This window comes from Mesorhizobium delmotii (genome assembly GCF_900149755.1).
In the GTDB taxonomy this organism is placed as follows: Bacteria; Pseudomonadota; Alphaproteobacteria; order Rhizobiales; family Rhizobiaceae; genus Mesorhizobium; species Mesorhizobium delmotii.
Genome location: NZ_FUIG01000070.1, coordinates 167,515 through 190,270, shown reverse-complemented (window position 1 = coordinate 190,270; position 22,756 = coordinate 167,515). Strand labels below are relative to the sequence as shown.

Below are 22,756 nucleotides of genomic sequence, written 5' to 3'. Positions count from 1 at the left end.
GCGGGCAGGAGAAGAAGAATGGCCGAAGACAGCCCTTTCACCGTCGATGCGGACTGGTTGCAGAAGCGCCTCCGCGAGCCTGGCCTGACCATCGTCGACGCGTCCTGGTATCTGCCGGCGCAGAAGCGCGACGCGCGCGCCGAATATGACGCAGCGCACATTCCAGGCGCCCGTTTCCTGGATCAGGATGCGATCTCGGATCCTGATTCCCCACTGCCGCACACGCTGCCGTCGCCGCAGCATTTCGCCCAATATGTCGGCGCCATGGGCATTTCGGCCGACGACACCATCGTCGTCTATGACGGTCCGGGCTTCTTCTCGGCGCCGCGCGCCTGGTGGATGTTTCGTGTCATGGGGGTATTCCAGGTCTACGTATTGGACGGCGGTTTCGACCGCTGGAAAGCGGAGGGACGGCCGGTAACGGCGGAGCCGACGAAGATCGCGCCCTGCGTGTTTCATGCCGACTTCGATGCCGCTCGCGTCGCCAGCCTGGCCGACATGCGCCGGATCGTCGAGACCGGGGAAAGCCAGATCGCCGACGCGCGTTCGCCTGGCCGGTTTGCCGGTACCGAGCCGGAGCCTCGCGCCGGCATCCGCTCAGGCCATATGCCCGGCGCGCACAATGTGCCGTTTTCGGCGCTTGCCGAGGACGGCGAGCTGCTGTCGAAAGACCGATTGCGCAAGGTGATCGAGGACGCCGGCATCGACCTGTCGAAGCCGGTTGTCACCTCTTGCGGCTCAGGCGTCACTGCGGCGGCGATCACGCTGGCGCTCGAGACGCTTGGCCATGCCGACAACAGGCTCTACGACGGTTCATGGACGGAATGGGGTGGGCTTGGCGATACGCCCGTCGTGACCGGCAAGGATCGACAGTGATGGAAAACGGAGCGCTTGAAGACATCGAGGTCACGGTGACGTTTCTCGAAATGCATGTGCCGCCCGCCTATTCGCCGCCGGTGCCGTTCAACCGCCAGATCGCGCTGCTGAAGACCAAAGACATTCCGCTGCATTTCTACCGCTATTTGATGGATCGGGTAGGCCGCAAATGGCACTGGGTCAACGTGCTGAGGCTGAGCGACGAGGAGCTTTCTGCAGGCATCCATCGCGAGGACCGCGACATCAGGGTGCTGTATCTCGATGGGTCGCCGGCCGGCTTCTTCGACCTAAAGCCGCATCTGCCGGAAGAAGTGGAACTTGCCTATTTCGGCATGATGGAGCACGCGACCGGCCAAGGCATCGGCCGCTGGTTCCTGGGTGCGGCGATCGCCGCCGCCTGGTCGCACGGCCCAAGGCGGGTGACGGTGCAGACCTGCACGCTCGACCATCCGGCGGCATTGCCGCTCTACCAGAAGCTCGGCTTTGCACCGGTCGCGCAAAAGAAGGAGATCGTGCATCCAATGACCTTCGCCGAGCGTGCGGCCAGCGTCATGCAGCCATGATTTTCTCCGCAAACTGAACCTATTGTTCATCAATGCTTCAGCTTGTCTTTGCCATCTTGCCGGCACCATCAATGCGGCAGAGGAGAAAAGACCATCATCTGACTCGCCACTGCGTTTTCGAAACAGGCTTAGTCACCGCGGTCTGGATCAACTCCCGAAAAAGAGCCTGGCTTGAATGAGCCGCGCTCTTTCCATATCGCTGTCGGTCAAAGCCCATCGCATCGGCCCGTAAATCGGAATCGATTTTCGGAAAGCACGGTGCGTAGACTCAAATATTGGAGCGTCCTTTGCGCGTCCAAAAAGGACGCGTGGCGCTCCAATGGTGATGGAGGATCAAACGATGACGATTCGGGTGGTGATGGCCGGTGCGACCGGCTGGGTCGGCAAGGCGCTGGTTCCGGCGATCGGGGCGCAAGGCGACATGGAACTGGCCGGGGCTGTGTCACGCAGCGGCGCGGGGCAGGATTCCGGCCTCCTTGTTGGCATGCCGGCCAACGGCATCACCGTTTCCGCCTCGCTGGCCGAGGCGCTGGAGGTGCCGTCGGACGTGCTGGTCGACTACACCAAGCCGCATGTGGTGAAAGACCATGCGCTGCTGGCCATAGAGAAGGGGCGGCACGTTGTGATCGGCACGTCGGGGCTGGGTGCGACCGAGTTCGGCGAGATCGACGCTGCAGCACGCGCCAATCGTGTCGGCGTCGTTGCAGCCGGCAATTTTTCGATCACCGCCACGCTGATGAAGCGGTTTGCCCTGATGGCGGCGAAATACGTGCCGGATGTCGAGCTGATCGACTATGCGAGCGCCAAGAAACCCGACGCGCCGTCCGGCACCGCGCGCGAGCTTGCCGAAGCGCTGGCCGATGTCCGCAAGGCTTCGACGGTGCGGCCGGTCTCGGAGGTCTCGGGTGTGCCGGGAACCCGCGGTGCGGCGGTCGGTACGGGCCAGGGGGTGCAGGTGCATGCGCTTCGCCTGCCTTCCTACATCCTGTCCTGTGAGGCGCTGTTCGGCCTGCCCGACGAGCGGCTGACCATTCGTCACGACGCCGGCTCGTCCGCTGCTCCTTACGTGGCCGGCACACTGCTCGCTATCAGGCGGGTACAGGAGATCACAGGGCTGGTGCGCGGTCTCGACGCCTTGATGGACTGATCCAAATTGGCAGGAATCGGGTGGGAGACGCTGGCGCAGCGGCGTAATTTCCGGTCGACGATACCGGAGATTTCGCCATGACCATCCAGTTCAAAGCCTTGCCCACGGAAGATGTAAGAGCCTTGCAGCGCGGCGCGCCGGACGCCTATGGCCTGATACCAGAGCGGAAAATATCCGACGGCGACGGCGTGCCTTGCCGCCACTGCCTGAAGAACGTGACCGCCGGAGACGCCTATCTCATCCTGGCCTACAGGCCATTCCCGGAATTGCAGCCATACGCCGAAACCGGACCGATCTTTCTGCATGCCGAGGAATGCGAGCGCGCCGCCGAAGCCGAGGCGCTTCCAGAAATGCTCGAAAGTACCGACTACATCGTGCGCGGCTACGGCAGGGACGACCGCATCGTCTATGGCAGCGGCGGCGTCATTCCGACGGGCGCTATCGCGGCGCGGGCAGAGACCTTGTTCGAGCGCGACGACATCGCCTATCTGCATGTCCGCTCGGCGCGCAACAACTGCTACCAGTGCCGGATCGAGCGCGCGTGACGATCCGCCGGGCGGTATTCATCGGTCGCAGCTGTCGTACGCCTGTCGCATTGTCGCGTTACGGAATGATTGTCGATCGATTTGCCGACCGCGGATGAACCGGCGGAAGTCTCTATATCAGAGGAAGCGGGGCTTTGGCTCCGCTTTTTTGTTGCCCGCCCTGTCCGCCCCGCATTTCTTCCGCCCCAAAGAAAAAGCCCGCCGGAATGACCGGCGGGCTTTGACTGTTGTCTGGACGGTTTTTAATTGAACTTGTACTTCGCGCCGATGCGGACGGTATGGAACGAAGGCGTGGAGGTGAGAGTGTCGTCCGGCAGCCCAAGTTCCGACGAGAAATCCTTCTCGGAGAACTGCGAATAGCGGTACTCGAGGCCGACTGTCACGTTGCTGGACATGGCCGTTTCCAGACCACCACCCACCGAGAAGCCGCTGGAGTCCCAATCGAGGAAATCGCCGATGGGTGAAGACGCGTTCAGATCGAAGTGCTGCCAACTGTAACCACCGAGCACGTAGGCGAGGGTTGATTCGTTGACTTTCATACCGACACGACCAAGCACATCGAATCCGTAATCAGTATCCAGATTGATCGACCCGCCCGGGATCTCAAGTTCCGAAGTCATGCCGGAGTAGCGGGCATCCACCATGACGCCTGCGACCCAGCTGCCGAAATCATGGTCGTAGCCGACGTTCAATTCGCCGAACACGCCTTCGCCACCGATCCCGTTGAACTCGAGGTCGCCAGCCGGCGGAACATCGATCTGATGCACCGATGCACCCGCACCGGCGGCGCCGCCGACGTAGAAGCCGGTCCAGTTGTAGGCAGGAGCCTCAAAAGAGGCGACGCCACCATTCTGGGCGCCAAAGCGATAGTTGGCCGCAACCTGGAACGTATGCCGCGACGTGTCGAGGTTGAGGGTGCCATCCGGCACACCGAAATCGGAAAGGAGATCATCATTAGTACCGAAGCGGGTATAGCGATATTCTGACTTGATGGTCCAGTTGCTGTTGATGGCCGTTTCAACGCCAGCTCCGACGAAGTAGCCGCTCTGGTCCCAATCGAAATCAAAACCAGCGTTCGTGTCGAGTTTGTATTTCTGCCAGGAATAGCCACCCAGCACATAGCCCAAGGTGTTTGGCGTGAAGAGATAACCAAGCCGCAACCCAGCGTCGAAACCGTAGGTCTCGCGGACCGAAGCTTCAAAACCAGCAACATCGAGCGGTTTCAATGTTGCCGGCATGGGGCATCCAGAAGTCCGCCGATCAGGAAGCGCGGCGACACCATGTAGTCGTACCCAACGGTCAGTTCACCGTATACGCCTTCACCACCAATGCCGTTGAACGAGAAGCCAGGAACCAAATCGCTGCTGATCTCGTGGACATTGGCGCCGGCGCCAACACCAAAGCCGACATAGAGGCCACTCCAGTTGAAGGCCGACGTCTCAACGACCGGCACAACCGCGTCGGCGGCATGGGAAACCGATCCGAGCGCCAGAACGGAACTGCGCCAAGAAGAAGAGATTTTGCGAATCGTTTGCTGGTCATTGCCCCTACCTTTTGAAAGACCCGCCACCCGTCTAGCACCTGCCCATGCTGGCGGCTGTAAAAAAAAAGCCACAAGAACACGTTGCAACCAATACGGGCAAAGCCGGTCAGCCAATCGCAAACCGTGAAATTTGCTTGTGGAAAAAGAGCCGCCGAGGGCGTCGGCGGCTCTGTCGGCAGAGGATTGAGCGGCAGGGTTCAGGCGGCGAGAACGGCCTTCGGCTCGACCAACTCATAGCCGAGTGCTTCGGCCACCGCGCGGTTGGTGATCTTGCCCTTATGGACATTGAGGCCGTTGCGCAAATGATGATCGTCGATCAGCGCCTTCAGGCCCTTGTCGGCGAGCTGCAGGCCGTAATGCAGCGTTGCGTTGTTGAGCGCGTGGGCCGAAGTGACCGGCACCGCACCCGGCATGTTGGCGACGCAATAGTGAATGACGCCGTCGACCTCATAGGTCGGCTCGGCATGAGTTGTGGCGTGCGAGGTCTCGAAGCAGCCGCCTTGGTCGATCGCGACGTCGACAAGCACCGAGCCTTTCTTCATGCCCGACAGCATCTCGCGCGAAACGAGTTTCGGCGCGGCGGCGCCCGGGATCAGCACGGCGCCGACGACGATGTCGGCCGAAAAACATTCCTCTTCCAGCGCCTCGACGGTCGAATAGCGGGTGTGGACGCGGCCGCCGAAGATATCGTCGAGCTGGCGCAGGCGCGGGATCGAGCGGTCGATGATGGTGACGTCGGCGCCAAGGCCGACCGCCATCCGGGCGGCGTGCAGGCCGACGACGCCGCCGCCGAGCACCGTGACCTTGCCGGGCAGAACGCCGGGCACGCCGCCAAGCAGCACGCCGCGGCCGCCATTGGCCTTCTGCAGCGCGGTGGCGCCGGCCTGTATCGACAGGCGGCCGGCGACTTCCGACATCGGCGCCAGCAGCGGCAGGCCGCCGCGGTCGTCGGTGACCGTCTCGTAGGCGATGGCCGTTACGCCCGAGGCCAGCAGGCCCTTGGTCTGCTCCGGATCCGGAGCGAGATGGAGATAGGTATAGAGGATCTGGCCGTCGCGGAGCTGAGCCCATTCATTGGGCTGCGGCTCTTTGACCTTGACGATCATGTCGGACTTGGCAAACACGTCGGCGGCCGTCTTGGCGATGGTAGCGCCTGCTGCTCGATAGGCGTTGTCGTCGGCGCCGATGCCGGCGCCGGCACCGGTCTCGACCAGTACTTCGTGGCCATGCGCGATATATTCGCGGACCGAGCCCGGCGTCAGGCCGACGCGGTATTCGTGGTTCTTGATTTCTCTGGGGCAGCCGACGCGCATCTTCTTCTCCTCCTGATCCGGCCCTTTGGGGCACGTTCCCTGTCTACAGATAGTGAACCACGAATCGTCCGGTAAGTGTTTGCGAATGCGCTTGCGCAGAAGGGCATGGTTCGATAATCGTTGCGCAAAATAGCTGGATTGTCGCAGGAATCCCGAAAAATGCCGCTCGACAGGATCGATATCGCCATTCTCGAAACGTTGCAGAAGGATGGGCGGATACCCAACGCGGCGCTTGCCGAGAAGGTCGGCCTGTCGCAATCCGCCTGTTCGCGGCGGCTGGACAATCTGGAGAAATCCGGAACCATCCGCGGCTACCACGCCCGGCTTTCCAACGCTGCTCTTGGCCACCAGATGACGGCAATCGTGCATATATCGCTGTCGGGGCAATTCGAGAAGACGTTGTCGGATTTTGAGGCGGCGATAAAGCGCTGCCCGAATGTCCTGTCCTGCCACCTGATGTCGGGCGAATACGATTATATCCTGCGCATCGCGGCGAAGGACCTCGTCGACTATGAGCGCATCCACAAGGAATGGCTGTCGGCGATGCCGCATGTGACGAAGATCAATTCGTCCTTCGCCTTGCGCGAGATCGTCGACCGGACGGCGGTGGGGATGAAGCCGGAACTTGCTTAGGCCTTGAAGGCCCCCGTCACCACCCGGTCCATCGGGATGTCGTGCGGCTGCGGATAGATGGTGGCAATGCGCTGCAGTTCGTAGCCGACACCGATGACCAGCGGCTTGAAAGGCATCGCCGCCAGTGTGCGGTCGAAGAAGCCGCCGCCATAGCCCAGCCGATACTGTCCCGGATCGATGCCGACGATCGGTGAGATGACGATGTCTGGCAGCACCGGATCGCCTTCAGCCGGGATCGGGATATTCCAGACGCCCTTCTCCAGCCGGTCGCCCGGTGCGTAGGCGCGAAAGATCAGCGGCTTGCCTTTCTCGACGACGATTGGCAGTGCAGTACGGCCGCCGCGCTCATTGACGGAAGCCATCCATGGCCGCAGATCCGGCTCGCCGCGGAACGGCCAGTAGAGGCTGACCACGCGGCCGGCGACGTCGCCGATAACCGCGTCGAGGCTTTCGCCGATGCGCTGCGACATTGCCGTCCGAGCGTCAGCCGAGACAGCGAGGCGCGCCGCAATCAGCCGCTCGCGCTCGGCCTTGCGCCATCGTTTCACGTCGGTCCAGTCGGACAGGGGCGCCCGGAATTCCGGGTCGAGTTCGTGCATGAAGCAAGGGGGCGAGGAATAGTGAGCCTGACCTTCATCGTCATGATCGCTATCCAAGTTCCACTCCTGTCGTCAGTTTCAATGAAATTATACTCGGCGGCAGGAGTGGGCATGTACATTCGCGACATCTTAGGGCGGGCAGTCGGCAAAGTCGGATGTTGTTGCAGTGCACAAAAGTCCCTACATCAGATTTGGCGAAATTGCTCTCCAGCCTGCTCTCCCGGCCAACCTGTTCTCCCGGCCAACCTGCTCTCCCGGAGTGAATGAGATGAACGAATCCAGCCATCATGTCGTCGTCGTCGGGGCGGGCTTTGGGGGGCTCGAATTCACCCGCGCGCTTGACGGTGCGCCGGTGCGCATCACCATGATCGACAAGCGCAACCATCATCTCTTCCAGCCGCTGCTCTACCAGGTGGCGACCACGGCGCTGGCGACCTCGGAAGTCGCCTGGCCGATCCGCCATCTCCTGCGCAAGCGCAAGGACGTGATGACGCTGCTCGCCACCGTCAGCGGAGTCGACCGCGTCGGCAGGCGCGTGCTGTTCGATGATGGCGGCGCGGTCGCCTACGACACGCTGCTGCTGGCCACCGGCGCCCGCCACGCCTACTTCGGCCATGACGAATGGGAGCCTTTCGCGCCAGGGTTGAAGACGCTGGAGGATGCCACCACCATTCGACGGCGCATTCTGCTGGCCTTCGAGCAGGCCGAGCGGGAAACCGATCCCGCCAAGCGCCAAGCGCTGCTGACGCTGGCGATCGTTGGTGGCGGACCGACCGGCGTGGAACTGGCCGGCACCATTGTCGAACTGGCGCACGACATGCTGCGCGGTGAGTTCCGCAACATCGATACGCGGCAGACGCGCGTGGTGCTGATTGAGGCCGGTGACCGCATTCTTCCCAATTTTGCGCAAGAACTCTCCGGCTATGCCAGCAAGGCGCTTGAGCGGCTTGGCGTGACGGTCGAACTCGGCCGGCCCGTTACACGATGCGATGCCGAGGGCGTCCTCTTTGGCGACACGCACCTGCCGGCCAGAACCATTCTGTGGGCAGCAGGCGTTGCCGCTTCGCCGGCCGCCGAATGGCTGGGGGTAGCAGCGGACCGCGCGGGCAGGGTGCTGGTCGAGCCCGACCTGACCGTGCCGGGCAGCCCGGAGATTTTCGTCGTCGGCGACGCAGCACACGTCCTGCGGCCGGACGGCCGCATGGTGCCCGGCGTAGCACCCGCCGCCAAACAGCAGGGCCGGCATGTCGCCGCGACGATCAAGGCCCGGCTTGCCGGCGACATGACCCCGCGGCCTTTCCGCTACAAGCATGACGGCGATCTGGCGACGATCGGCAAGCGCGCCGCCGCGATCGATTTCGGCTGGATCAAGCTCACTGGCCGGCTGGCCTGGTGGCTGTGGGGTCTCGCGCACATCTATTTCCTGATTGGATTCCGTAACCGGCTTGCGGTTTCGCTGAGCTGGCTATGGATTTACGTGACAGGTCAGCGCAGCGCGCGGCTGATCACCCAAGGCGACGACGACAGAAGCTGACGTCTCCGCGCGCACATTCATCCGCACGTCCTCTGTTCCTGATGGACTTCGACTGGATTAGGCACGCGGCTTTGCTTCGGGCAGGACTTGGCACGTCGTTGAAGCCTGGCACGTCGTTGAAGCCTGGCACGTCGTTGAACAGGAGCCGGCTCGGACCGCATCATCGACTTGATGTTCGACGGAAAACCAATTGATCCCATGCGGGAATTCGTCGTCATCACCAACAACTACCGCGCCGACGGTGGCGGCAATTTCCCGGAGATCAACACCTCGAAGATCATCTGCAAGGCGCTGGACACCAACCGCGACGTGATTGTGCTACCTCATCAGCCAGGGCACGATCAACCCGTCGGCGGACGCCCTAGTCTAGGCCCTGTAAACCACCTGGCGGACATCGATGTAGCTGGCGCGGAAGCCGGCTTCGCAATAGTGCAGATAAAATTCCCAGAGCTTCTTGAAGCGGTCGTCGAAACCGAGTGGGACGATCTTTTCCCATGACCCCCAAAAGCGAAGGCGCCATTCGGCGAGCGTGCGGGCATAGTCGTCCGGGAAAATGCGCTCGCGCAGATGAGCAAGGCCATGGTCTTTACCGAGCGTTTTCAGGATCGACGGCGTCGGCAGCATGCCGCCCGGGAAGACGTAACGCTGGATGAAATCCGGCCGGGCGCGATAGGTGTCGTAGGCTTTCTCGTTGATGGTGATGATCTGCAGGCCGGCGGTGCCGCCAGGCCGCAGGCAATCCTTCATCTTGCCGAAAAACATAGGCCAGTATTTTTCGCCGACCGCCTCGAACATCTCGATCGATGCGATGCGGTCGTAGGAACCGGTTTCGTCGCGGTAGTCCTGCAGCTTGATGTCGACCTTGTCGGCAAATCCAGCCTTCTGGACGCGTGCTCTGGCGAAATCATGCTGCTCGCGGCTGATCGTCAGCCCGGTGACGCGGCAGCCGATCTCGCGCGCGGCGAATTCGGCAAAGCCGCCCCAGCCGCAACCGATTTCAAGCACGTGGTCGTTCGCGCCGATGCCCGTGTCCTTGGCCAGCGCGCGATATTTGGCGGCTTGCGCGCTTTCCAGATCGTTGGCGCCAGCCGCATAGAGCGCCGAAGAATAGGTCATGCTCGGATCCAGCCATTCCTTGTAAAAGGCATTGCCGAGATCGTAATGCGCCGAAATGTTGCGCTTCGAGCCGGTGCGGGTGTTTTGGTTGAACCAGTGGCGGACACGCTGGACGGCGTTGATCAGCCAGTTGGCGCCGCCGGCGATGCGCTCTCCGATTTCTGAATTGACTACGAACAGTTCCAGGAAACTGGTCACATCGGGACTGTCCCAATCGCCGTCGATGTAGGATTCGGCGATGCCGATGGTGCCGCCGGTGAAGGCGCGGCCGGGCAAGCGCCAGTTCTTGAGCACCAGTTCGGCGTCCGGACCCGGGCCCTTGCCGCCGACGAGGACGGCGCGGCCGTCCGGCATCCTCACTTTGAGCGAGCCACGCGGCAGGTTCATCGCCGCCGACAGTACCATGCGCGCCTTGGCCGGCAGGCCTTTGACGGTCTCGGCGAAATTGAATTCGTCCAACCTGACCGCGTCGCCCGACGCAACGCCGGTGTCTTCCTTGTGAGCCATGTCACGCCCCCGGGGATTTCTGCGGCGCCGGCGCAAATTGGCGGTTTCCACTCTCTCGCAGTTCATTCGCCAGGGCGCGCCGCTTCCCGATGAATCCCCGCAGCAATCTTTCACGTCATCAAAGGGAACTTCAAGAGCCAAGGCAAGCGAACATGGATCAATGGATAGATTTTGCGGGAGGGCGCTGATCAACGCCGGAATCACTATGGTTGCAGCCACCCAGATGCAGTAGTTTTAGCCATGCGTTATGTCATCGTCATCTGCACCGTCACGTTCTTCCTGATCTGGGACGGACTCTACAATCAGGGCCGCTATCTCGACACCACGGTCAGGGAGATAACGCGCATCGTGCGCTACATCACCGGGATGGTGTAGGGTTCTTTTCCCCGTCCAATGCCGTGTCGCCGCGACATCGTTGCCGGTTGACGCGACCGTTTTGCCCACACAAAACACGCTTGCACATCGATCGAGGAGGCTTGGGTTGATCCGGCATATCGTTTTCTTCAGCGCGCGGCACAAAGTGGACGTCGAGGCCGTACGCACGGGCTTGCTGGCGCTGGGCAACATCCCCCATTCCCGTCTTTTCGAGGTGACGCTCAACAGCAAGGTCGACCCGCTTTCGAACGAGATCGACGTGGTCGTTTATGCCGAGTTCGAGGATGATGCCGCCCTGGCCGCCTACAAGGCGCATCCGCTCTATGCCGAGACGACCAGCCAGGTCAAACCACTGCGCGAATTGCGATATTCGGCGGATGTTGTGGCGGCAACCTGAAGAGAAATTGAGCGAAGCAGGAGCAACGTTACTCCGTCTGAGCGGCGGTCGGTTCTGTCGAATCGGCGCCCGGCCGCTTCGGCGCGTCCCAGACCAGCATGGCGAGAACAGCCATTGCGACGACCGCTGCCGCTATGAACAGGATCTTTCTCATTTTGGTTGACGTAGGTCGGTTTTCCGGCAGCGGCAAGTATCCCGGAGGTTCGCGTAATGCGGCCACGCGATCGGCTGCCTTGGATCCTTGCGGCGTCAGGCGAGGCTCTTGAACCAAATTCCGGAATGATGCACACCGCGCCGGCATGACCGAGACGAAGACAGCAGGCCCTTATCCGCCGCGCACCTATCCGCTTGACCATCTTGTGCTGCCGACCGCGAGCCTCGACGTGGCGCGGGCGCGGCTGGTTTCGCTTGGCTTTGTCGTGGCGCCGACCGGCATCCATCCTTTCGGGACGGAAAACTGCTGCGTCTTCCTTGAGGACGGCACCTATCTCGAGCCGCTGGCGGTGGGCAACGAGCAGGCGGTGGCGAAAGCGATCGCCGACAGCAACGTCTTCCTCGCGCGCGATCGCGCCTATCGCGACAAGCGCGGCAATGAGGGATTTTCCGCCCTGGTCTTGGGCACCGGAGATGCGGATGCCGATCACGTGCGCTATGTCGAAGCCGGCCTGTCTGCCGGAGACATGCTGAGCTTTTCGCGCGCCTTCACCGATCCGGCAGGAAAGAGCGACACGGCATCGTTCAAACTGGCCTTCGCCTCCGGCACCGGGGCGACGGACGCATTCCTGTTCGCCTGCGAGCGGATCAATACGCCGAAAGTAGACCGCACCGCGTTGCAGATCCACCCCAATGGCGCAACCGGCATTATCGAAGTCGTGGCGGTCAGCAACGAGCCATCCGAACAGCGCCGATTGATTTCGATCGCGACGCGCAGTCCGGCTACCGGGCAGGGGAGCAGCACTGCGTTTGACCTGCCGAACGCGACCTTGACCCTGCTTGATCCCGTCGCTTTCGAAACGCGCTTCGGCATACGTGCCGGCGCGCCATCGGAACTCCGCTTCGCGGCGATCGTCTTTTCAGTTCGTTTCGCCGACACGGTCGCCAAGCTGCTTGCAGCAAGTTCCGTCGAACACGACATACGCGGCGATGATATTGTCGTGCGGCCGGCATCCGGGCAGGGTGCGGCCTTCGTTTTCCAGGAGAAAGCATGAGCAAGCCCAATTCGTCCGTAACCGTCGGCAATGTCGTCTTCGGCAACACCGCGCCGCTGTCGCTGATCGCCGGCCCGTGCCAGCTTGAATCGCGCCAGCACGCCTTCGACATGGCTGGCGCGCTGAAGGAACTGACCGAGAAGCTCGGGCTGGGCCTCGTCTACAAGACCAGTTACGACAAGGCCAACCGCACCTCGCTTGGCGGCACGCGCGGCGCCGGGCTCGACGCGGCGCTGCCCGTCTTCGACGATTTGCGCAAGGCGTTTTCGCTGCCGATCCTGACCGATATCCACACCGAGGAACAGTGCGCGCTCGTGGCGCCGCATGTCGATATCCTGCAGATTCCGGCTTTCCTCAGCCGCCAGACCGATCTGCTGATCGCGGCGGCAAGAACCGGCAAGGTCGTCAATGTGAAGAAGGGCCAGTTCCTCGCACCGTGGGACATGAAGAACGTCGTCGCCAAGATCACCGGTTCCGGCAACGGCAATGTGTTGGTCACCGAGCGCGGCGCGTCCTTCGGCTACAACACGCTGGTGTCCGATATGCGCGCCCTGCCGATCATGGCCGAGATCGGCGCGCCGGTGATTTTCGACGCCACGCATTCGGTGCAGCAGCCGGGCGGGCAGGGCGGCTCGTCAGGTGGCGATCGGCGCTTCGTCGAGACGCTGGCGCGCGCTGCGGTTGCGGTCGGTGTCGCCGGCGTCTTCATCGAGACGCATCAGGATCCCGACAATGCCCCCTCCGACGGTCCCAATATGGTGCCGCTGAAGGACCTTCAGGCGCTGCTTCAAAGGCTGATGGCATTCGATCGCGTCGCCAAGGGCTGAGCAAGTTCAGCGGTCCAGCTCTAAGTCCGACCCCGAAACCTTGTGATCAACAGGCGCCGGTTGTACGCTGCCCAGGCAACCGAGTGCCTTGGAGGAGGAAGCCATGTCCGTCGCCCGCGTCACCGAAATCACATCATCGTCGAATAAGAGCTTTCAGGATGCCATTGAACAGGGGATTGCCCGTGCCGCAAAGACCTTGAAGAACGTCGAAGGCGCCTGGATCCAGGACCAGAAGGTAGTCGTCGAGAACGGCAAGATCTCCGCCTACCGCGTCAACATGAAGGTCACCTTCATCCTCGCTGAGTGATCAGCCCTGCACGTATGGCCGCGTTCATAAAGTCGGGAACCTTCGCAGCCCTCTCCTCATTGTCGACCTGAAGTGAACGACAAAAGGAGCACATCATGACAACCCAGACAGGACACACTGAAGCCATCGCTGCCTCGCGGGTGATCGGCACATCCGTCTACAACACGGAGGGCACGCACATCGGCGACATCGAGGATGTCATGCTCGACAAGTTGTCGAATGGAATCATGTTTGCCGTGATCGGCTTTGGCGGATTTCTCGGCATCGGCGAGAAGTACCACGCCATTCCGTGGGCGAGCCTCGACTATGACGAGAACAAGGGCGGCTATGTCGTGCCGTTCACGAAGGAGCAACTGAAGGCTGCTCCCGCCTATTCGATCAATGAACTGACGGGCGCCGACGGCGAGACCGCGCGTGATGCTTCATACAGTTACTACAAGGTCGAGCCTTATTGGCATTGACCTTGCTCTGCCGGAATCAAAAAGGCCCCCGGTTGGACCGGGGGCCTTTTTTGCAGGATATCTATCTACTCCGCCGCAAGGGTCGACAACTCTACCGCGCCCTGTTGAGGCTGCTGAGTGTCACACGACGTCAAAAACGCCGCCGCGATCAGGAACAAACTCACAATACCGCTCAACTGAGACATGGCGAAACTCCTCCTGTTTCGCCCCGCGCAGCGCGAGCATAAACCAGAAAGCCGCATGCCGCCAAGACCTATGACTGACATGACTTATGATGACAGCAATTTGTGCTTCGTGAACCGGCATGGCGGAGGTGGCGGCAATATTTGCGGACGCCCCGATTGCGTTTTGCAGCACTTTGGCTAAGACGTGCGCGACGCTTCGTCAGATCAATCGGGGACATCGCAATGACTGCCATCATCGATATTGTCGGGCGCGAAATCCTGGACAGCCGCGGAAACCCGACCGTCGAGGTCGACGTCGTGCTCGAAGACGGCTCGATGGGCCGCGCTGCGGTGCCTTCCGGCGCCTCGACCGGCGCGCATGAGGCGGTCGAACTGCGCGACGGCGGCGCCCGCTACCTCGGCAAGGGCGTCCTGCGGGCGGTAGAGGCCGTCAACGGCGAGCTGTTCGAAGCTATCGGCGGCATGGAAGCCGAGAACCAGATCCACATCGACCAGACCATGATCGAGCTCGACGGCACGCCCAACAAGAGCCGGGTCGGTGCCAATGCCATCCTCGGCGTCTCGCTGGCTGTCGCTAAGGCTGCGGCGGAAGCGGCCGGCCTGCCGCTCTACCGCTATGTCGGTGGCAGCAAGGCGCATGTGCTTCCGGTGCCGATGATGAACATCATCAACGGTGGCGCCCATGCCGATAACCCGATCGATTTCCAGGAATTCATGATCCTGCCGATCGGTGCGCCGACACTGCGTGACGGGGTGCGCTGGGGCTCGGAAATCTTTCACACGTTGAGGAAGCGGCTGAAGGACGCCGGCCACAACACCAATGTCGGTGACGAGGGCGGCTTCGCGCCTAACTTGAAGAGCGCGCCCGCTGCGCTCGATTTCATCATGGAATCGATCGAGAAGGCCGGCTTCATGCCGGGCGAAGAGGTTGCGCTCGGCCTCGACTGCGCCGCGACCGAATTCTTCAAGGACGGCAACTACGTCTATGAAGGCGAGAAAAAGACCCGCGATCCTAAGACCCAGGCCAAGTATCTGGCCAAGCTCGCCGCGGACTATCCGATCATCACCATCGAGGACGGGCTGGCCGAAGACGATTGGGATGGCTGGAAAACGCTGACCGACCTCATCGGCAAGAAGACGCAGCTGGTCGGTGACGATTTGTTCGTCACCAATACGGCGCGGCTGCGCGACGGCATCCGCATGGGCGTCGCCAATTCTATCCTGGTCAAGGTCAACCAGATCGGCTCACTGACCGAAACGCTCGACGCCGTCGAGACCGCGCACAAGGCCGGCTACACCGCTGTCATGTCGCACCGCTCGGGCGAAACCGAAGATTCGACCATCGCCGATCTCGCCGTTGCCACCAATTGCGGACAGATCAAGACGGGCTCCCTGTCGCGCTCGGATCGCATGGCCAAGTACAACCAGCTCATCCGCATCGAGGAAGAGCTCGGCAAGCAGGCGCTCTACGCCGGCAAGTCGATCGTGAAAGGCTGAGTCCACATAAATAACCCGAATGAAAAGACGGGGCATTCCCCGCCTTTTCTGTTTCAACACCGCCAAATCCGGTCGTCCGTAACCGTCCATTAAGCACAATCGAGCGAGAAAGGGCGAGGTCGCAGAGTGTTAGAGCGTCCTTTGCGCGTCCAAGAGGACGCGCGGCGCTCTAAGGGATTTGGATCATGTGGACACGTCAGCACAAGCAGAGAAATACCGGTCGGCTAATCATCCCCTCGCTGTGCGTGGCGTTCCTCGCCTATTTCGGCTTTCACGCCTATCACGGCGAATTCGGCATCTATTCCAAATACCGGTTGGAAGCCGAAGCCGTCGCCCTGCAAGGTAAGCTCGATGCCGTCAAGGCGCGCCGGCTCGAACTGCAGCGGCGTGTTCAGCTGATGCATCAGGGCACGCTGGAGAAGGACATGCTCGACGAGCAGGCGCGCAAGGCGCTCAATGTCTCCCACGCCGACGAAATCACCATCATGTTACCGGCTACGACAAGATAACCAAATTCAAGTTAATCGCCGATATTTTCAACGATTTTAATCGCTTAGACGCATGTCAGCCATGCATTTTTCAGCATGGCGAAACGCTTTCCCGCGTGTTAGCCTTTCCCAAATCGGTGGGGAGAACTGATCTCCCTCAGTGTCCGCAAGAGACGCCAACAGGGAGTGATGCATGGCCACCGCCGCCAGAAAAGCGCCTGCCAAATCCAGATCCGACGGGAAATCGGCGGGGCTTTCAGCCCCCAAACCTGTCGACTTCACCAAGGACGAGGAGCTTGACGCCTACCGGCGCATGCTGCTTATCCGCCGCTTCGAGGAAAAGGCCGGCCAACTCTACGGCATGGGCTTCATCGGCGGCTTCTGCCATCTCTATATCGGCCAGGAAGCAGTTGTCACCGGCATGAAGATGGCGCTGATCGACGGCGACCAGATGATCACCGCCTACCGCGACCATGGTCACATGCTGGCGATGGAACTGTCGCCGCGCGGCGTCATGGCCGAATTGACCGGGCGCCGCGGCGGCTTGTCCAGGGGCAAGGGCGGTTCCATGCACATGTTCTCCAAGGAGAAGCATTTTTACGGCGGCCACGGCATTGTTGGCGCGCAGGTTTCGCTCGGCACCGGCCTCGCCTTCGCCAATCGCTATCGCGGCAACAACAATGTGACACTGACCTATTTCGGCGACGGCGCCGCCAATCAGGGTCAGGTCTATGAGAGCTTCAACATGGCCTCGCTGTGGAAGCTGCCGGTGATCTATATCATCGAGAACAACCGCTATGCCATGGGCACCTCGGTATCGCGTTCGTCGGCCGAGACGGATTTTTCGCACCGCGGCGACTCCTTCAAGATCCCCGGTATCCAGGTCGATGGCATGGACGTCCGTGCAGTCAAGGCAGCCGGCGATCTCGCAACCGAATGGTGCCGTGACGGCAAGGGGCCGCTGATTCTCGAAATGCAGACCTACCGCTACCGCGGTCACTCGATGTCCGATCCGGCAAAATACCGCTCCAAGGAAGAAGTGCAGAAGATGCGCTCCGAGCGTGACCCGATCGAGCAGGTCAAGGCGCGCCTGCTCGACAAGAAGTGGGCCGACGAGGACGAGCTCAAGACCGTCGACAAGGAGGTTCGCGACATTGTCGCCGACGCCGCCGAATTTGCCCAGAATGACGCAGAGCCGGATCCGTCCGAGCTCTGGACCGACATCGTATTGTAACGAGAGGGCAAGGACATGCCGATCGAAATTCTCATGCCCGCTCTCTCGCCGACCATGGAAGAGGGCAATGTTTCCAAATGGTTGAAGAAAGAGGGCGATAAGGTTGTCGCTGGTGATGTCATCGCCGAGATCGAAACCGATAAGGCCACGATGGAAGTCGAGGCCGTCGACGAAGGCACGCTAGCCAAGATCGTGGTTCCTGCCGGCACCGAAGGTGTCAAGGTCAACACGCTGATCGCCGTGCTCGCCGTTGATGGTGAAGACATCGACAAGGCAGGCGAAGGCATCGGCGAGGAACCTGCCAAGGCTGAAACAGCAGCGCCAGCGCCTGCTGCGGCCAAAAGCGAGGGCGCAGCACCTGTCGCCGCGGCGCCGAGAACCGAAATCGCCGCCGATCCCGACATCCCGGCCGGCACGGAAATGGTCTCGACCACCGTGCGCGAAGCGCTGCGTGACGCGATGGCCGAGGAAATGCGCCGTGACGACGACGTCTTCGTGATGGGCGAGGAGGTCGCCGAGTACCAGGGCGCCTACAAGATCACGCAAGGGCTGCTGCAGGAATTCGGGGCGCGGCGCGTCGTCGATACGCCCATCACCGAACACGGTTTTGCCGGCGTCGGCGTTGGCGCGGCGATGGCCGGCCTGAGACCGATCGTCGAGTTCATGACCTTCAACTTCGCCATGCAGGCGATCGACCAGATCATCAACTCCGCCGCGAAGACGCTCTATATGTCCGGCGGCCAGATGGGCGCGCCCATCGTGTTTCGCGGGCCGAACGGCGCGGCCGCCCGTGTCGCCGCCCAGCATTCGCAGTGCTATGCCGCCTGGTACAGCCACATTCCCGGCCTGAAAGTGGTGATGCCCTACACCGCCGCGGACGCCAAGGGGTTGCTGAAGGCCGCGATCCGCGACGCGAACCCGGTCATCTTCCTCGAGAACGAAATCCTTTACGGCCAGTCCTTCGACGTGCCGAAGATGGACGATTTCGTGCTGCCGATCGGCAAGGCGCGCATCCACAAATCCGGCAAGGATGTCACCATCGTCTCCTTCGGCATCGGCATGACCTACACGGTGAAGGCCGAGGCCGAATTGCGCGGCATGGGTATCGATGCCGAGGTCATCGACCTCAGGACCATCCGCCCTCTCGATTTCGACACCATTATCGCCTCGGTCAAGAAGACCAATCGGCTGGTGGTGGTGGAAGAAGGGTTTCCGCAAAGTTCGGTCGGCGATCACATCGCCAACCAGGTGTCGCAGCGCGCCTTCGATTTCCTCGACGCGCCGGTCATCACCATTGCCGGCAAGGACGTGCCGATGCCCTATGCGGCGAACCTCGAAAAGCTGGCGCTGCCCAATGTCGCGGGAGTCATCGAGGCGGTGAAAGCCGTGACGTACCGGGGTTAACGAGATGTCGCGCGAACTAGAAGTTCCCGCGGTGGTCGTCGAGAACAGCGAATTCGATGAAATACTCCGCGTCTGGATTGGTTCGGACGCGGTCGTCACGATGCAAGACCTCTTTGGACCAAACGCTCACAACTGGGGCATGGTGCTCGCTGATGTCGGCATGCACATAGCCAGGATGAGACTGGAACAAGATGGCATCCCTGAAATCGAGACGCTTCAGGCATTGGAAGAAGGCTATCGAGGCAGAATGTCGGAGCAGTTCAATATCCAGCACCGTTCGCTAACCGGGCGGAACTGAGGAGGAAAAATGCCGATCAACATCACCATGCCGGCCCTGTCGCCCACGATGGAAGAAGGCAATCTTGCCAAGTGGCTGGTCAAGGAGGGCGACAAGGTTTCGCCGGGCGATGTGATCGCCGAGATCGAGACCGACAAGGCGACGATGGAAGTCGAGGCCGTCGATGAGGGCACGGTGGCCAAGCTGGTGGTTCCGGCCGGCACCGAAGGCGTCAAGGTCAATGCGCTGATCGCCGTTCTCGCCGCCGAAGGCGAGGATGCGGCGGCTGCTGCCAAGAGCGGTGACGGCGCTGCCGCGCCGGCAAAAGCCGAGGCAAAGCAGGATAAGGCGCCAATCTCCCCACCCGTGGGGGAGATGTCGACGAAGTCGACAGAGGGGGGCGCTGTCCCGCCAGGCGCAAGGAGCGAGGCGCCCCCCTCTGGCCTACCGGCCATCTCCCCCACAAGGGGGGAGATCAGCCAGTCGGACGGCCGCATCTTCGCCTCGCCGCTTGCCCGTCGCATCGCCCGGGAAGCCGGTGTCGATGTCTCCGCGGTGACCGGCTCCGGCCCGCATGGCCGCGTGGTCAAGGCCGATGTCGATGCAGCGATTTCCGGTGGCGGCGCCAAGGCGGCACCAGCCGCGAAAGCCGCACCTGCCGGCGCTCCGGCTCCGGCTGTCGCGCCAAAGCCAATGTCGGACGACCAGGTGCTAAAACTGTTTGCCGAAGGCTCCTACGAACTTGTCCCGCATGACAACATGCGCAAGACCATTGCGCGCCGGCTGGTCGAGGCCACGACCACCATCCCGCATTTCTACCTGACGCTCGATTGCGAACTCGATGCACTTCTGGCGCTGCGCACGCAGATCAATGCCGCCGCCCCGGTGAAGAAGACCGACAAGGGTGAAACGCCGGCCTACAAGCTGTCGGTCAACGACATGGTGATCAAAGCGATGGCAAAGGCGCTGATGGCGGTGCCGGATGCCAACGCCTCCTGGACCGAGAGCGCGATGGTCAAGCACAGGCATGCCGATGTCGGCGTTGCCGTATCGATCCCCGGCGGCCTGATCACGCCGATCATCCGGCGCGCCGACGAAAAGACGCTGTCGGTCATCTCGAATGAGATGAAGGATCTTGCCAGCCGTGCCCGCAGCCGCAAGCTGAAACCGGAGGAATACCAGGGCGGCACCACGGCGGTTTCCAATCTCGGCATGTTCGGCATCAAGGACTTCGCCGCCGTCATCAACCCGCCGCATGCGACGATCCTGGCGGTCGGCGCCGGCGAGGAGCGTGCGGTGGTCAAGAACGGTGAGATCAAGATCGCGACAATCATGTCGGTGACGCTGTCGACCGATCACCGCGCCGTCGACGGCGCGCTCGGCGCCGAACTGCTCGGCGCCTTCAAGCGCATGATCGAAAATCCGATGGACATGCTGGTCTAGAAAGGAAGAAGGCGGTGCGGAAATTCTTCACCAGCCTTTTTCCCTTCAGCCTTCCAGGCATCGTGACGATCATCGTGCAATGGCTGTTCATGTGTTGGCGGGTGAAGCGCACACAAGCAGGCTTTGGCAGGAGCGGGGCAAGCGCATGAAAACAGTCCTTTGCTACGGCGATTCGCTGACCTGGGGCTATGATGCGGCAAGTCTGGATCGCCACCCGCTCAAGGACCGCTGGCCGAGTGTGCTGCAGGCGACGTTGGGAGGCGGTATCGAGGTCATCGCCGAAGGCTTGAACGGCCGCACAACAGCTTTCGACGACCATCTGGCCGGCGCCGACCGTAACGGCGCAAGAATCCTGCCGACGATCCTGATGACGCATGCGCCGATCGACCTGATCATCATCATGCTCGGCGCCAACGACATGAAGCCGTGGATCCACGGCAATCCGGTCGCCGCCAAGCAGGGCGTCCAGCGCCTGATCGATATCGTGCGCGGGCACGATTACCCATTCGATTGGCCGGCGCCGCAGATCCTGATCGTCGCGCCGCCCGCGGTCAGCCGCACGGAAAACGCCGAGTTCAAGGAAATGTTCGCCGGCGGCGATGAAGCGTCGAAGCGGCTGGCACCGCAATATTCCGCCCTTGCCGACGAGGCCGGCTGCGGCTTCTTCGATGCGGGCTCGGTGGCCGAGACCACGCCGCTCGACGGTGTCCATCTCGACGCGGAGAACACGCGGAAAATCGGGCAGGCATTGGCGCCAATCGTGCGCGTCATGCTGGAACTCTAGGGAATCAGGGAGAAATCCGTGGCTGAGAACTACGACGTCATCATCATCGGCTCCGGCCCCGGCGGCTACGTCACGGCGGTGCGTTCCGCCCAGCTCGGCTTCAAGACGGCAATCGTCGAGCGCGAGCATCTCGGGGGCATCTGCCTCAACTGGGGCTGCATCCCAACCAAGGCGCTGCTGCGCTCGGCCGAGATTATGCACTATTCCGATCATCTGAAGGACTACGGCTTGAAGATCGACGGTAAGGTCAGCGTCGATACCGCTGCCGTGGTCGACCGCTCGCGAAAGGTCTCGTTGCGGCTGAACGGCGGCGTCGCCTTCCTGATGAAGAAGAACAAGGTCGACGTGATCTGGGGCGAGGCCAAGCTTTCCAAGGCGGCTTCCGGCGATAAGCCGGGCGAGATCGTCGTGTCGAAATCGTCGAAGAAGCCGATGGAGCCGCAGCCGCCGGCGCCCAAGGGCGTCAAGGGTGAGGGCACCTACACCGCCAAGCACATCATCCTGGCGACCGGCGCCAGGCCGCGTGCGCTGCCCGGCATCGAGCCCGACGGCAAGCTGATCTGGACCTATTTTGAAGCGATGGTGCCGAAAGAGATGCCGAAATCGCTGCTGGTGATGGGTTCGGGCGCAATCGGCATCGAATTCGCCTCATTCTACCGCACCATGGGCGCGGAGGTGACGGTGATCGAGCTGTTGCCGGCGGTGATGCCGGTCGAGGACGCAGAGGTCTCGAAATTCGCGCAGAAGCAGTTCGAGAAGCAAGGCATGAAGATCATCCTCGAGGCCAAGGTCACCAAGGTCGAGAATGGTGCGAATTCGGTAACCGCGCATGTCGAGATGAAGGACGGCAAGGTTGAGAAGATCACCGCCGACCGGATGATCTCGGCCGTCGGCGTGCAGGGCAACATCGAGAACCTCGGCCTCGAAGCGCTCGGCGTGAAGACCGAGCGCGGCTGCGTCGTCGTCGACGGCTACGGCAACACCAATGTGCCCGGCATCTACGCCATCGGTGATGTCGCCGGCCCGCCCATGCTCGCCCACAAGGCCGAACATGAAGGCGTGGTCTGCGTGGAAAAGATCGCAAATTTCCCCGGCGTGCACGCCACTGACAAGCTGAAGATTCCGGGCTGCACCTATTGCAACCCGCAGGTTGCCTCCGTCGGGTTGACGGAAGCGAAAGCGAAGGCCGAGGGCAAGGACATCCGCGTCGGCCGCTTTCAGTTCGCCGCCAACGGCAAAGCCATCGCGCTCGGTGAAGACCAGGGTTTCGTCAAGACCATCTTCGACAAGAAGACCGGGCAGTTGCTCGGCGCGCATATGGTCGGCGCCGAAGTGACCGAGCTGATCCAGGGCTTTGTCGTGGCGATGAACCTGGAGACCACCGAGGAAGAGCTGATGCATACGATCTTCCCGCATCCGACGCTGTCGGAGATGATGAAGGAAAGCGTCCTCGACGCCTATGGCCGCGCGCTGAACGCGTGATAAATTGACCG

24 protein-coding genes and 2 pseudogenes are annotated in these 22,756 nt (G+C 61.8%); 21 read left to right on the top strand and 5 right to left on the bottom strand.

Features of this window, described 5'->3' with window-relative positions; all coding sequences use genetic code 11:
• Positions 1 to 18: 18 nt before the first annotated feature.
• From sseA to BQ8482_RS33575, 4 genes are all read left to right on the top strand, one after another.
• Positions 19 to 876 (top strand): 3-mercaptopyruvate sulfurtransferase, encoded by an 858-nt coding sequence (sseA, locus tag BQ8482_RS33590; protein WP_123151485.1) that lies wholly within the window; start codon positions 19 to 21, stop codon positions 874 to 876.
• Positions 876 to 1,439 (top strand): GNAT family N-acetyltransferase, encoded by a 564-nt coding sequence (locus BQ8482_RS33585; RefSeq protein WP_123151524.1) that lies wholly within the window; start codon positions 876 to 878, stop codon positions 1,437 to 1,439. Before sseA ends, BQ8482_RS33585 begins: the two co-directional genes overlap by 1 nt.
• A gap of 340 nt (positions 1,440 to 1,779) precedes the next feature.
• On the top strand, positions 1,780 to 2,586 hold the full coding sequence (dapB, locus tag BQ8482_RS33580; protein WP_123151523.1) for a 4-hydroxy-tetrahydrodipicolinate reductase: 807 nt from the start codon (positions 1,780 to 1,782) through the stop codon (positions 2,584 to 2,586).
• 77 nt (positions 2,587 to 2,663) lie between these two features.
• The gene (locus tag BQ8482_RS33575; RefSeq protein WP_123151484.1) at positions 2,664 to 3,131 is read left to right on the top strand and encodes a DUF1203 domain-containing protein; all 468 of its coding nucleotides are present in this window, start codon (positions 2,664 to 2,666) and stop codon (positions 3,129 to 3,131) included.
• Positions 3,132 to 3,373: 242 nt separating this feature from the next.
• Here the strand turns inward: BQ8482_RS33575 and BQ8482_RS33570 are convergent.
• A pseudogene (locus BQ8482_RS33570) lies at positions 3,374 to 4,673 on the bottom strand (outer membrane protein).
• A 198-nt stretch (positions 4,674 to 4,871) separates the two neighbouring features.
• Positions 4,872 to 5,987, bottom strand: coding sequence for an alanine dehydrogenase (gene ald / locus BQ8482_RS33565; protein WP_123151483.1), 1,116 nt, complete (start codon positions 5,985 to 5,987; stop codon positions 4,872 to 4,874).
• A gap of 159 nt (positions 5,988 to 6,146) precedes the next feature.
• On the opposite strand from ald, the gene BQ8482_RS33560 reads away from it, so the two are divergent.
• On the top strand, positions 6,147 to 6,620 hold the full coding sequence (locus BQ8482_RS33560) for an Lrp/AsnC family transcriptional regulator (protein ID WP_023675099.1): 474 nt from the start codon (positions 6,147 to 6,149) through the stop codon (positions 6,618 to 6,620).
• Here the strand turns inward: BQ8482_RS33560 and BQ8482_RS33555 are convergent.
• Positions 6,617 to 7,219, bottom strand: coding sequence for a 5-formyltetrahydrofolate cyclo-ligase (locus BQ8482_RS33555; protein ID WP_165848825.1), 603 nt, complete (start codon positions 7,217 to 7,219; stop codon positions 6,617 to 6,619). The two genes, BQ8482_RS33560 and BQ8482_RS33555, sit on opposite strands and share 4 nt — an antisense overlap.
• A gap of 268 nt (positions 7,220 to 7,487) precedes the next feature.
• Here BQ8482_RS33555 and BQ8482_RS33550 point away from each other — a divergent pair, with 268 nt between their 5' ends.
• Both BQ8482_RS33550 and BQ8482_RS33545 read left to right on the top strand, forming a co-directional pair.
• A complete protein-coding gene (locus BQ8482_RS33550; RefSeq protein WP_123151481.1) occupies positions 7,488 to 8,753 on the top strand; it encodes an NAD(P)/FAD-dependent oxidoreductase in 1,266 nt (421 codons plus the stop codon).
• A gap of 150 nt (positions 8,754 to 8,903) precedes the next feature.
• Positions 8,904 to 9,114, top strand: a pseudogene (locus BQ8482_RS33545) (5'-nucleotidase C-terminal domain-containing protein); the annotation flags it as partial.
• A gap of 5 nt (positions 9,115 to 9,119) precedes the next feature.
• Here BQ8482_RS33545 and BQ8482_RS33540 read toward each other — a convergent pair.
• Entirely contained in the window at positions 9,120 to 10,376 is a 1,257-nt protein-coding gene (locus BQ8482_RS33540; protein WP_123151480.1) for an SAM-dependent methyltransferase, read from the bottom strand.
• A 240-nt stretch (positions 10,377 to 10,616) separates the two neighbouring features.
• On the opposite strand from BQ8482_RS33540, the gene BQ8482_RS40225 reads away from it, so the two are divergent.
• Positions 10,617 to 10,751: a hypothetical protein gene (locus BQ8482_RS40225; protein ID WP_280178893.1), complete on the top strand. Its 135-nt coding sequence runs from the start codon at positions 10,617 to 10,619 to the stop codon at positions 10,749 to 10,751.
• A gap of 106 nt (positions 10,752 to 10,857) precedes the next feature.
• Positions 10,858 to 11,148: a Dabb family protein gene (locus BQ8482_RS33535; RefSeq protein WP_123151479.1), complete on the top strand. Its 291-nt coding sequence runs from the start codon at positions 10,858 to 10,860 to the stop codon at positions 11,146 to 11,148.
• A 28-nt stretch (positions 11,149 to 11,176) separates the two neighbouring features.
• On the opposite strand, the gene BQ8482_RS40220 is transcribed toward BQ8482_RS33535, so the two are convergent.
• Positions 11,177 to 11,302, bottom strand: a complete 126-nt coding sequence (locus BQ8482_RS40220) for a hypothetical protein (RefSeq protein ID WP_280178892.1) — start codon at positions 11,300 to 11,302, stop codon at positions 11,177 to 11,179.
• A gap of 145 nt (positions 11,303 to 11,447) precedes the next feature.
• Between BQ8482_RS40220 and BQ8482_RS33530 the strand changes: the two genes are divergently transcribed.
• The 12 genes from BQ8482_RS33530 (at position 11,448) to lpdA (ending at position 22,745) form a co-directional block, all read left to right on the top strand.
• Positions 11,448 to 12,356, top strand: coding sequence for a VOC family protein (locus BQ8482_RS33530; protein WP_123151478.1), 909 nt, complete (start codon positions 11,448 to 11,450; stop codon positions 12,354 to 12,356).
• Positions 12,353 to 13,183, top strand: coding sequence for a 3-deoxy-8-phosphooctulonate synthase (kdsA, locus tag BQ8482_RS33525; protein ID WP_123151477.1), 831 nt, complete (start codon positions 12,353 to 12,355; stop codon positions 13,181 to 13,183). Before BQ8482_RS33530 ends, kdsA begins: the two co-directional genes overlap by 4 nt.
• Positions 13,184 to 13,286: 103 nt before the next feature.
• The gene (locus BQ8482_RS33520; protein WP_027154003.1) at positions 13,287 to 13,490 is read left to right on the top strand and encodes a dodecin family protein; all 204 of its coding nucleotides are present in this window, start codon (positions 13,287 to 13,289) and stop codon (positions 13,488 to 13,490) included.
• 95 nt (positions 13,491 to 13,585) lie between these two features.
• A complete protein-coding gene (locus BQ8482_RS33515) occupies positions 13,586 to 13,951 on the top strand; it encodes a PRC-barrel domain-containing protein (RefSeq protein WP_123151476.1) in 366 nt (121 codons plus the stop codon).
• A gap of 407 nt (positions 13,952 to 14,358) precedes the next feature.
• Positions 14,359 to 15,633: a phosphopyruvate hydratase gene (gene eno, locus BQ8482_RS33510; protein WP_123151475.1), complete on the top strand. Its 1,275-nt coding sequence runs from the start codon at positions 14,359 to 14,361 to the stop codon at positions 15,631 to 15,633.
• Between the two features lie 185 nt (positions 15,634 to 15,818).
• Complete coding sequence (locus tag BQ8482_RS33505) at positions 15,819 to 16,142, top strand: FtsB family cell division protein (RefSeq protein WP_123151474.1); 324 nt, start codon at positions 15,819 to 15,821, stop codon at positions 16,140 to 16,142.
• A gap of 172 nt (positions 16,143 to 16,314) precedes the next feature.
• Positions 16,315 to 17,355, top strand: a complete 1,041-nt coding sequence (gene pdhA / locus BQ8482_RS33500; protein ID WP_123151473.1) for a pyruvate dehydrogenase (acetyl-transferring) E1 component subunit alpha — start codon at positions 16,315 to 16,317, stop codon at positions 17,353 to 17,355.
• 15 nt (positions 17,356 to 17,370) lie between these two features.
• Entirely contained in the window at positions 17,371 to 18,759 is a 1,389-nt protein-coding gene (locus BQ8482_RS33495) for a pyruvate dehydrogenase complex E1 component subunit beta (RefSeq protein ID WP_123151472.1), read from the top strand.
• Positions 18,760 to 18,763: 4 nt separating this feature from the next.
• Positions 18,764 to 19,057 carry a DUF5076 domain-containing protein gene (locus tag BQ8482_RS33490; protein WP_036262673.1) on the top strand — a complete coding sequence of 98 codons (294 nt, stop codon included), beginning with the start codon at positions 18,764 to 18,766 and terminating at the stop codon, positions 19,055 to 19,057.
• A gap of 9 nt (positions 19,058 to 19,066) precedes the next feature.
• Positions 19,067 to 20,479, top strand: coding sequence for a pyruvate dehydrogenase complex dihydrolipoamide acetyltransferase (locus BQ8482_RS33485; protein ID WP_123151471.1), 1,413 nt, complete (start codon positions 19,067 to 19,069; stop codon positions 20,477 to 20,479).
• Between the two features lie 145 nt (positions 20,480 to 20,624).
• Positions 20,625 to 21,263, top strand: coding sequence for an SGNH/GDSL hydrolase family protein (locus BQ8482_RS33480; protein WP_123151470.1), 639 nt, complete (start codon positions 20,625 to 20,627; stop codon positions 21,261 to 21,263).
• An 18-nt stretch (positions 21,264 to 21,281) separates the two neighbouring features.
• Complete coding sequence (lpdA, locus tag BQ8482_RS33475) at positions 21,282 to 22,745, top strand: dihydrolipoyl dehydrogenase (RefSeq protein ID WP_123151469.1); 1,464 nt, start codon at positions 21,282 to 21,284, stop codon at positions 22,743 to 22,745.
• Positions 22,746 to 22,756 lie beyond the last annotated feature (11 nt).

Excerpts from the sequence above, each read along its gene's own strand:
- sseA (WP_123151485.1), top strand. The coding sequence starts at position 19 with ATGGCCGAAGACAGCCCTTTCACCGTCGATGCGGACTGGTTGCAGAAG.
- BQ8482_RS33585 (WP_123151524.1), top strand. The coding sequence starts at position 876 with ATGGAAAACGGAGCGCTTGAAGACATCGAGGTCACGGTGACGTTTCTC.
- dapB (WP_123151523.1), top strand. The coding sequence starts at position 1,780 with ATGACGATTCGGGTGGTGATGGCCGGTGCGACCGGCTGGGTCGGCAAG.
- BQ8482_RS33575 (WP_123151484.1), top strand. The coding sequence starts at position 2,664 with ATGACCATCCAGTTCAAAGCCTTGCCCACGGAAGATGTAAGAGCCTTG.
- ald (WP_123151483.1), bottom strand. The coding sequence starts at position 5,987 with ATGCGCGTCGGCTGCCCCAGAGAAATCAAGAACCACGAATACCGCGTC.
- BQ8482_RS33560 (WP_023675099.1), top strand. The coding sequence starts at position 6,147 with ATGCCGCTCGACAGGATCGATATCGCCATTCTCGAAACGTTGCAGAAG.
- BQ8482_RS33555 (WP_165848825.1), bottom strand. The coding sequence starts at position 7,219 with ATGCACGAACTCGACCCGGAATTCCGGGCGCCCCTGTCCGACTGGACC.
- BQ8482_RS33550 (WP_123151481.1), top strand. The coding sequence starts at position 7,488 with ATGAACGAATCCAGCCATCATGTCGTCGTCGTCGGGGCGGGCTTTGGG.
- BQ8482_RS33540 (WP_123151480.1), bottom strand. The coding sequence starts at position 10,376 with ATGGCTCACAAGGAAGACACCGGCGTTGCGTCGGGCGACGCGGTCAGG.
- BQ8482_RS40225 (WP_280178893.1), top strand. The coding sequence starts at position 10,617 with ATGCGTTATGTCATCGTCATCTGCACCGTCACGTTCTTCCTGATCTGG.
- BQ8482_RS40220 (WP_280178892.1), bottom strand. The coding sequence starts at position 11,302 with ATGAGAAAGATCCTGTTCATAGCGGCAGCGGTCGTCGCAATGGCTGTT.
- BQ8482_RS33530 (WP_123151478.1), top strand. The coding sequence starts at position 11,448 with ATGACCGAGACGAAGACAGCAGGCCCTTATCCGCCGCGCACCTATCCG.
- kdsA (WP_123151477.1), top strand. The coding sequence starts at position 12,353 with ATGAGCAAGCCCAATTCGTCCGTAACCGTCGGCAATGTCGTCTTCGGC.
- BQ8482_RS33520 (WP_027154003.1), top strand. The coding sequence starts at position 13,287 with ATGTCCGTCGCCCGCGTCACCGAAATCACATCATCGTCGAATAAGAGC.
- BQ8482_RS33515 (WP_123151476.1), top strand. The coding sequence starts at position 13,586 with ATGACAACCCAGACAGGACACACTGAAGCCATCGCTGCCTCGCGGGTG.
- eno (WP_123151475.1), top strand. The coding sequence starts at position 14,359 with ATGACTGCCATCATCGATATTGTCGGGCGCGAAATCCTGGACAGCCGC.
- BQ8482_RS33505 (WP_123151474.1), top strand. The coding sequence starts at position 15,819 with ATGTGGACACGTCAGCACAAGCAGAGAAATACCGGTCGGCTAATCATC.
- pdhA (WP_123151473.1), top strand. The coding sequence starts at position 16,315 with ATGGCCACCGCCGCCAGAAAAGCGCCTGCCAAATCCAGATCCGACGGG.
- BQ8482_RS33495 (WP_123151472.1), top strand. The coding sequence starts at position 17,371 with ATGCCGATCGAAATTCTCATGCCCGCTCTCTCGCCGACCATGGAAGAG.
- BQ8482_RS33490 (WP_036262673.1), top strand. The coding sequence starts at position 18,764 with ATGTCGCGCGAACTAGAAGTTCCCGCGGTGGTCGTCGAGAACAGCGAA.
- BQ8482_RS33485 (WP_123151471.1), top strand. The coding sequence starts at position 19,067 with ATGCCGATCAACATCACCATGCCGGCCCTGTCGCCCACGATGGAAGAA.
- BQ8482_RS33480 (WP_123151470.1), top strand. The coding sequence starts at position 20,625 with ATGAAAACAGTCCTTTGCTACGGCGATTCGCTGACCTGGGGCTATGAT.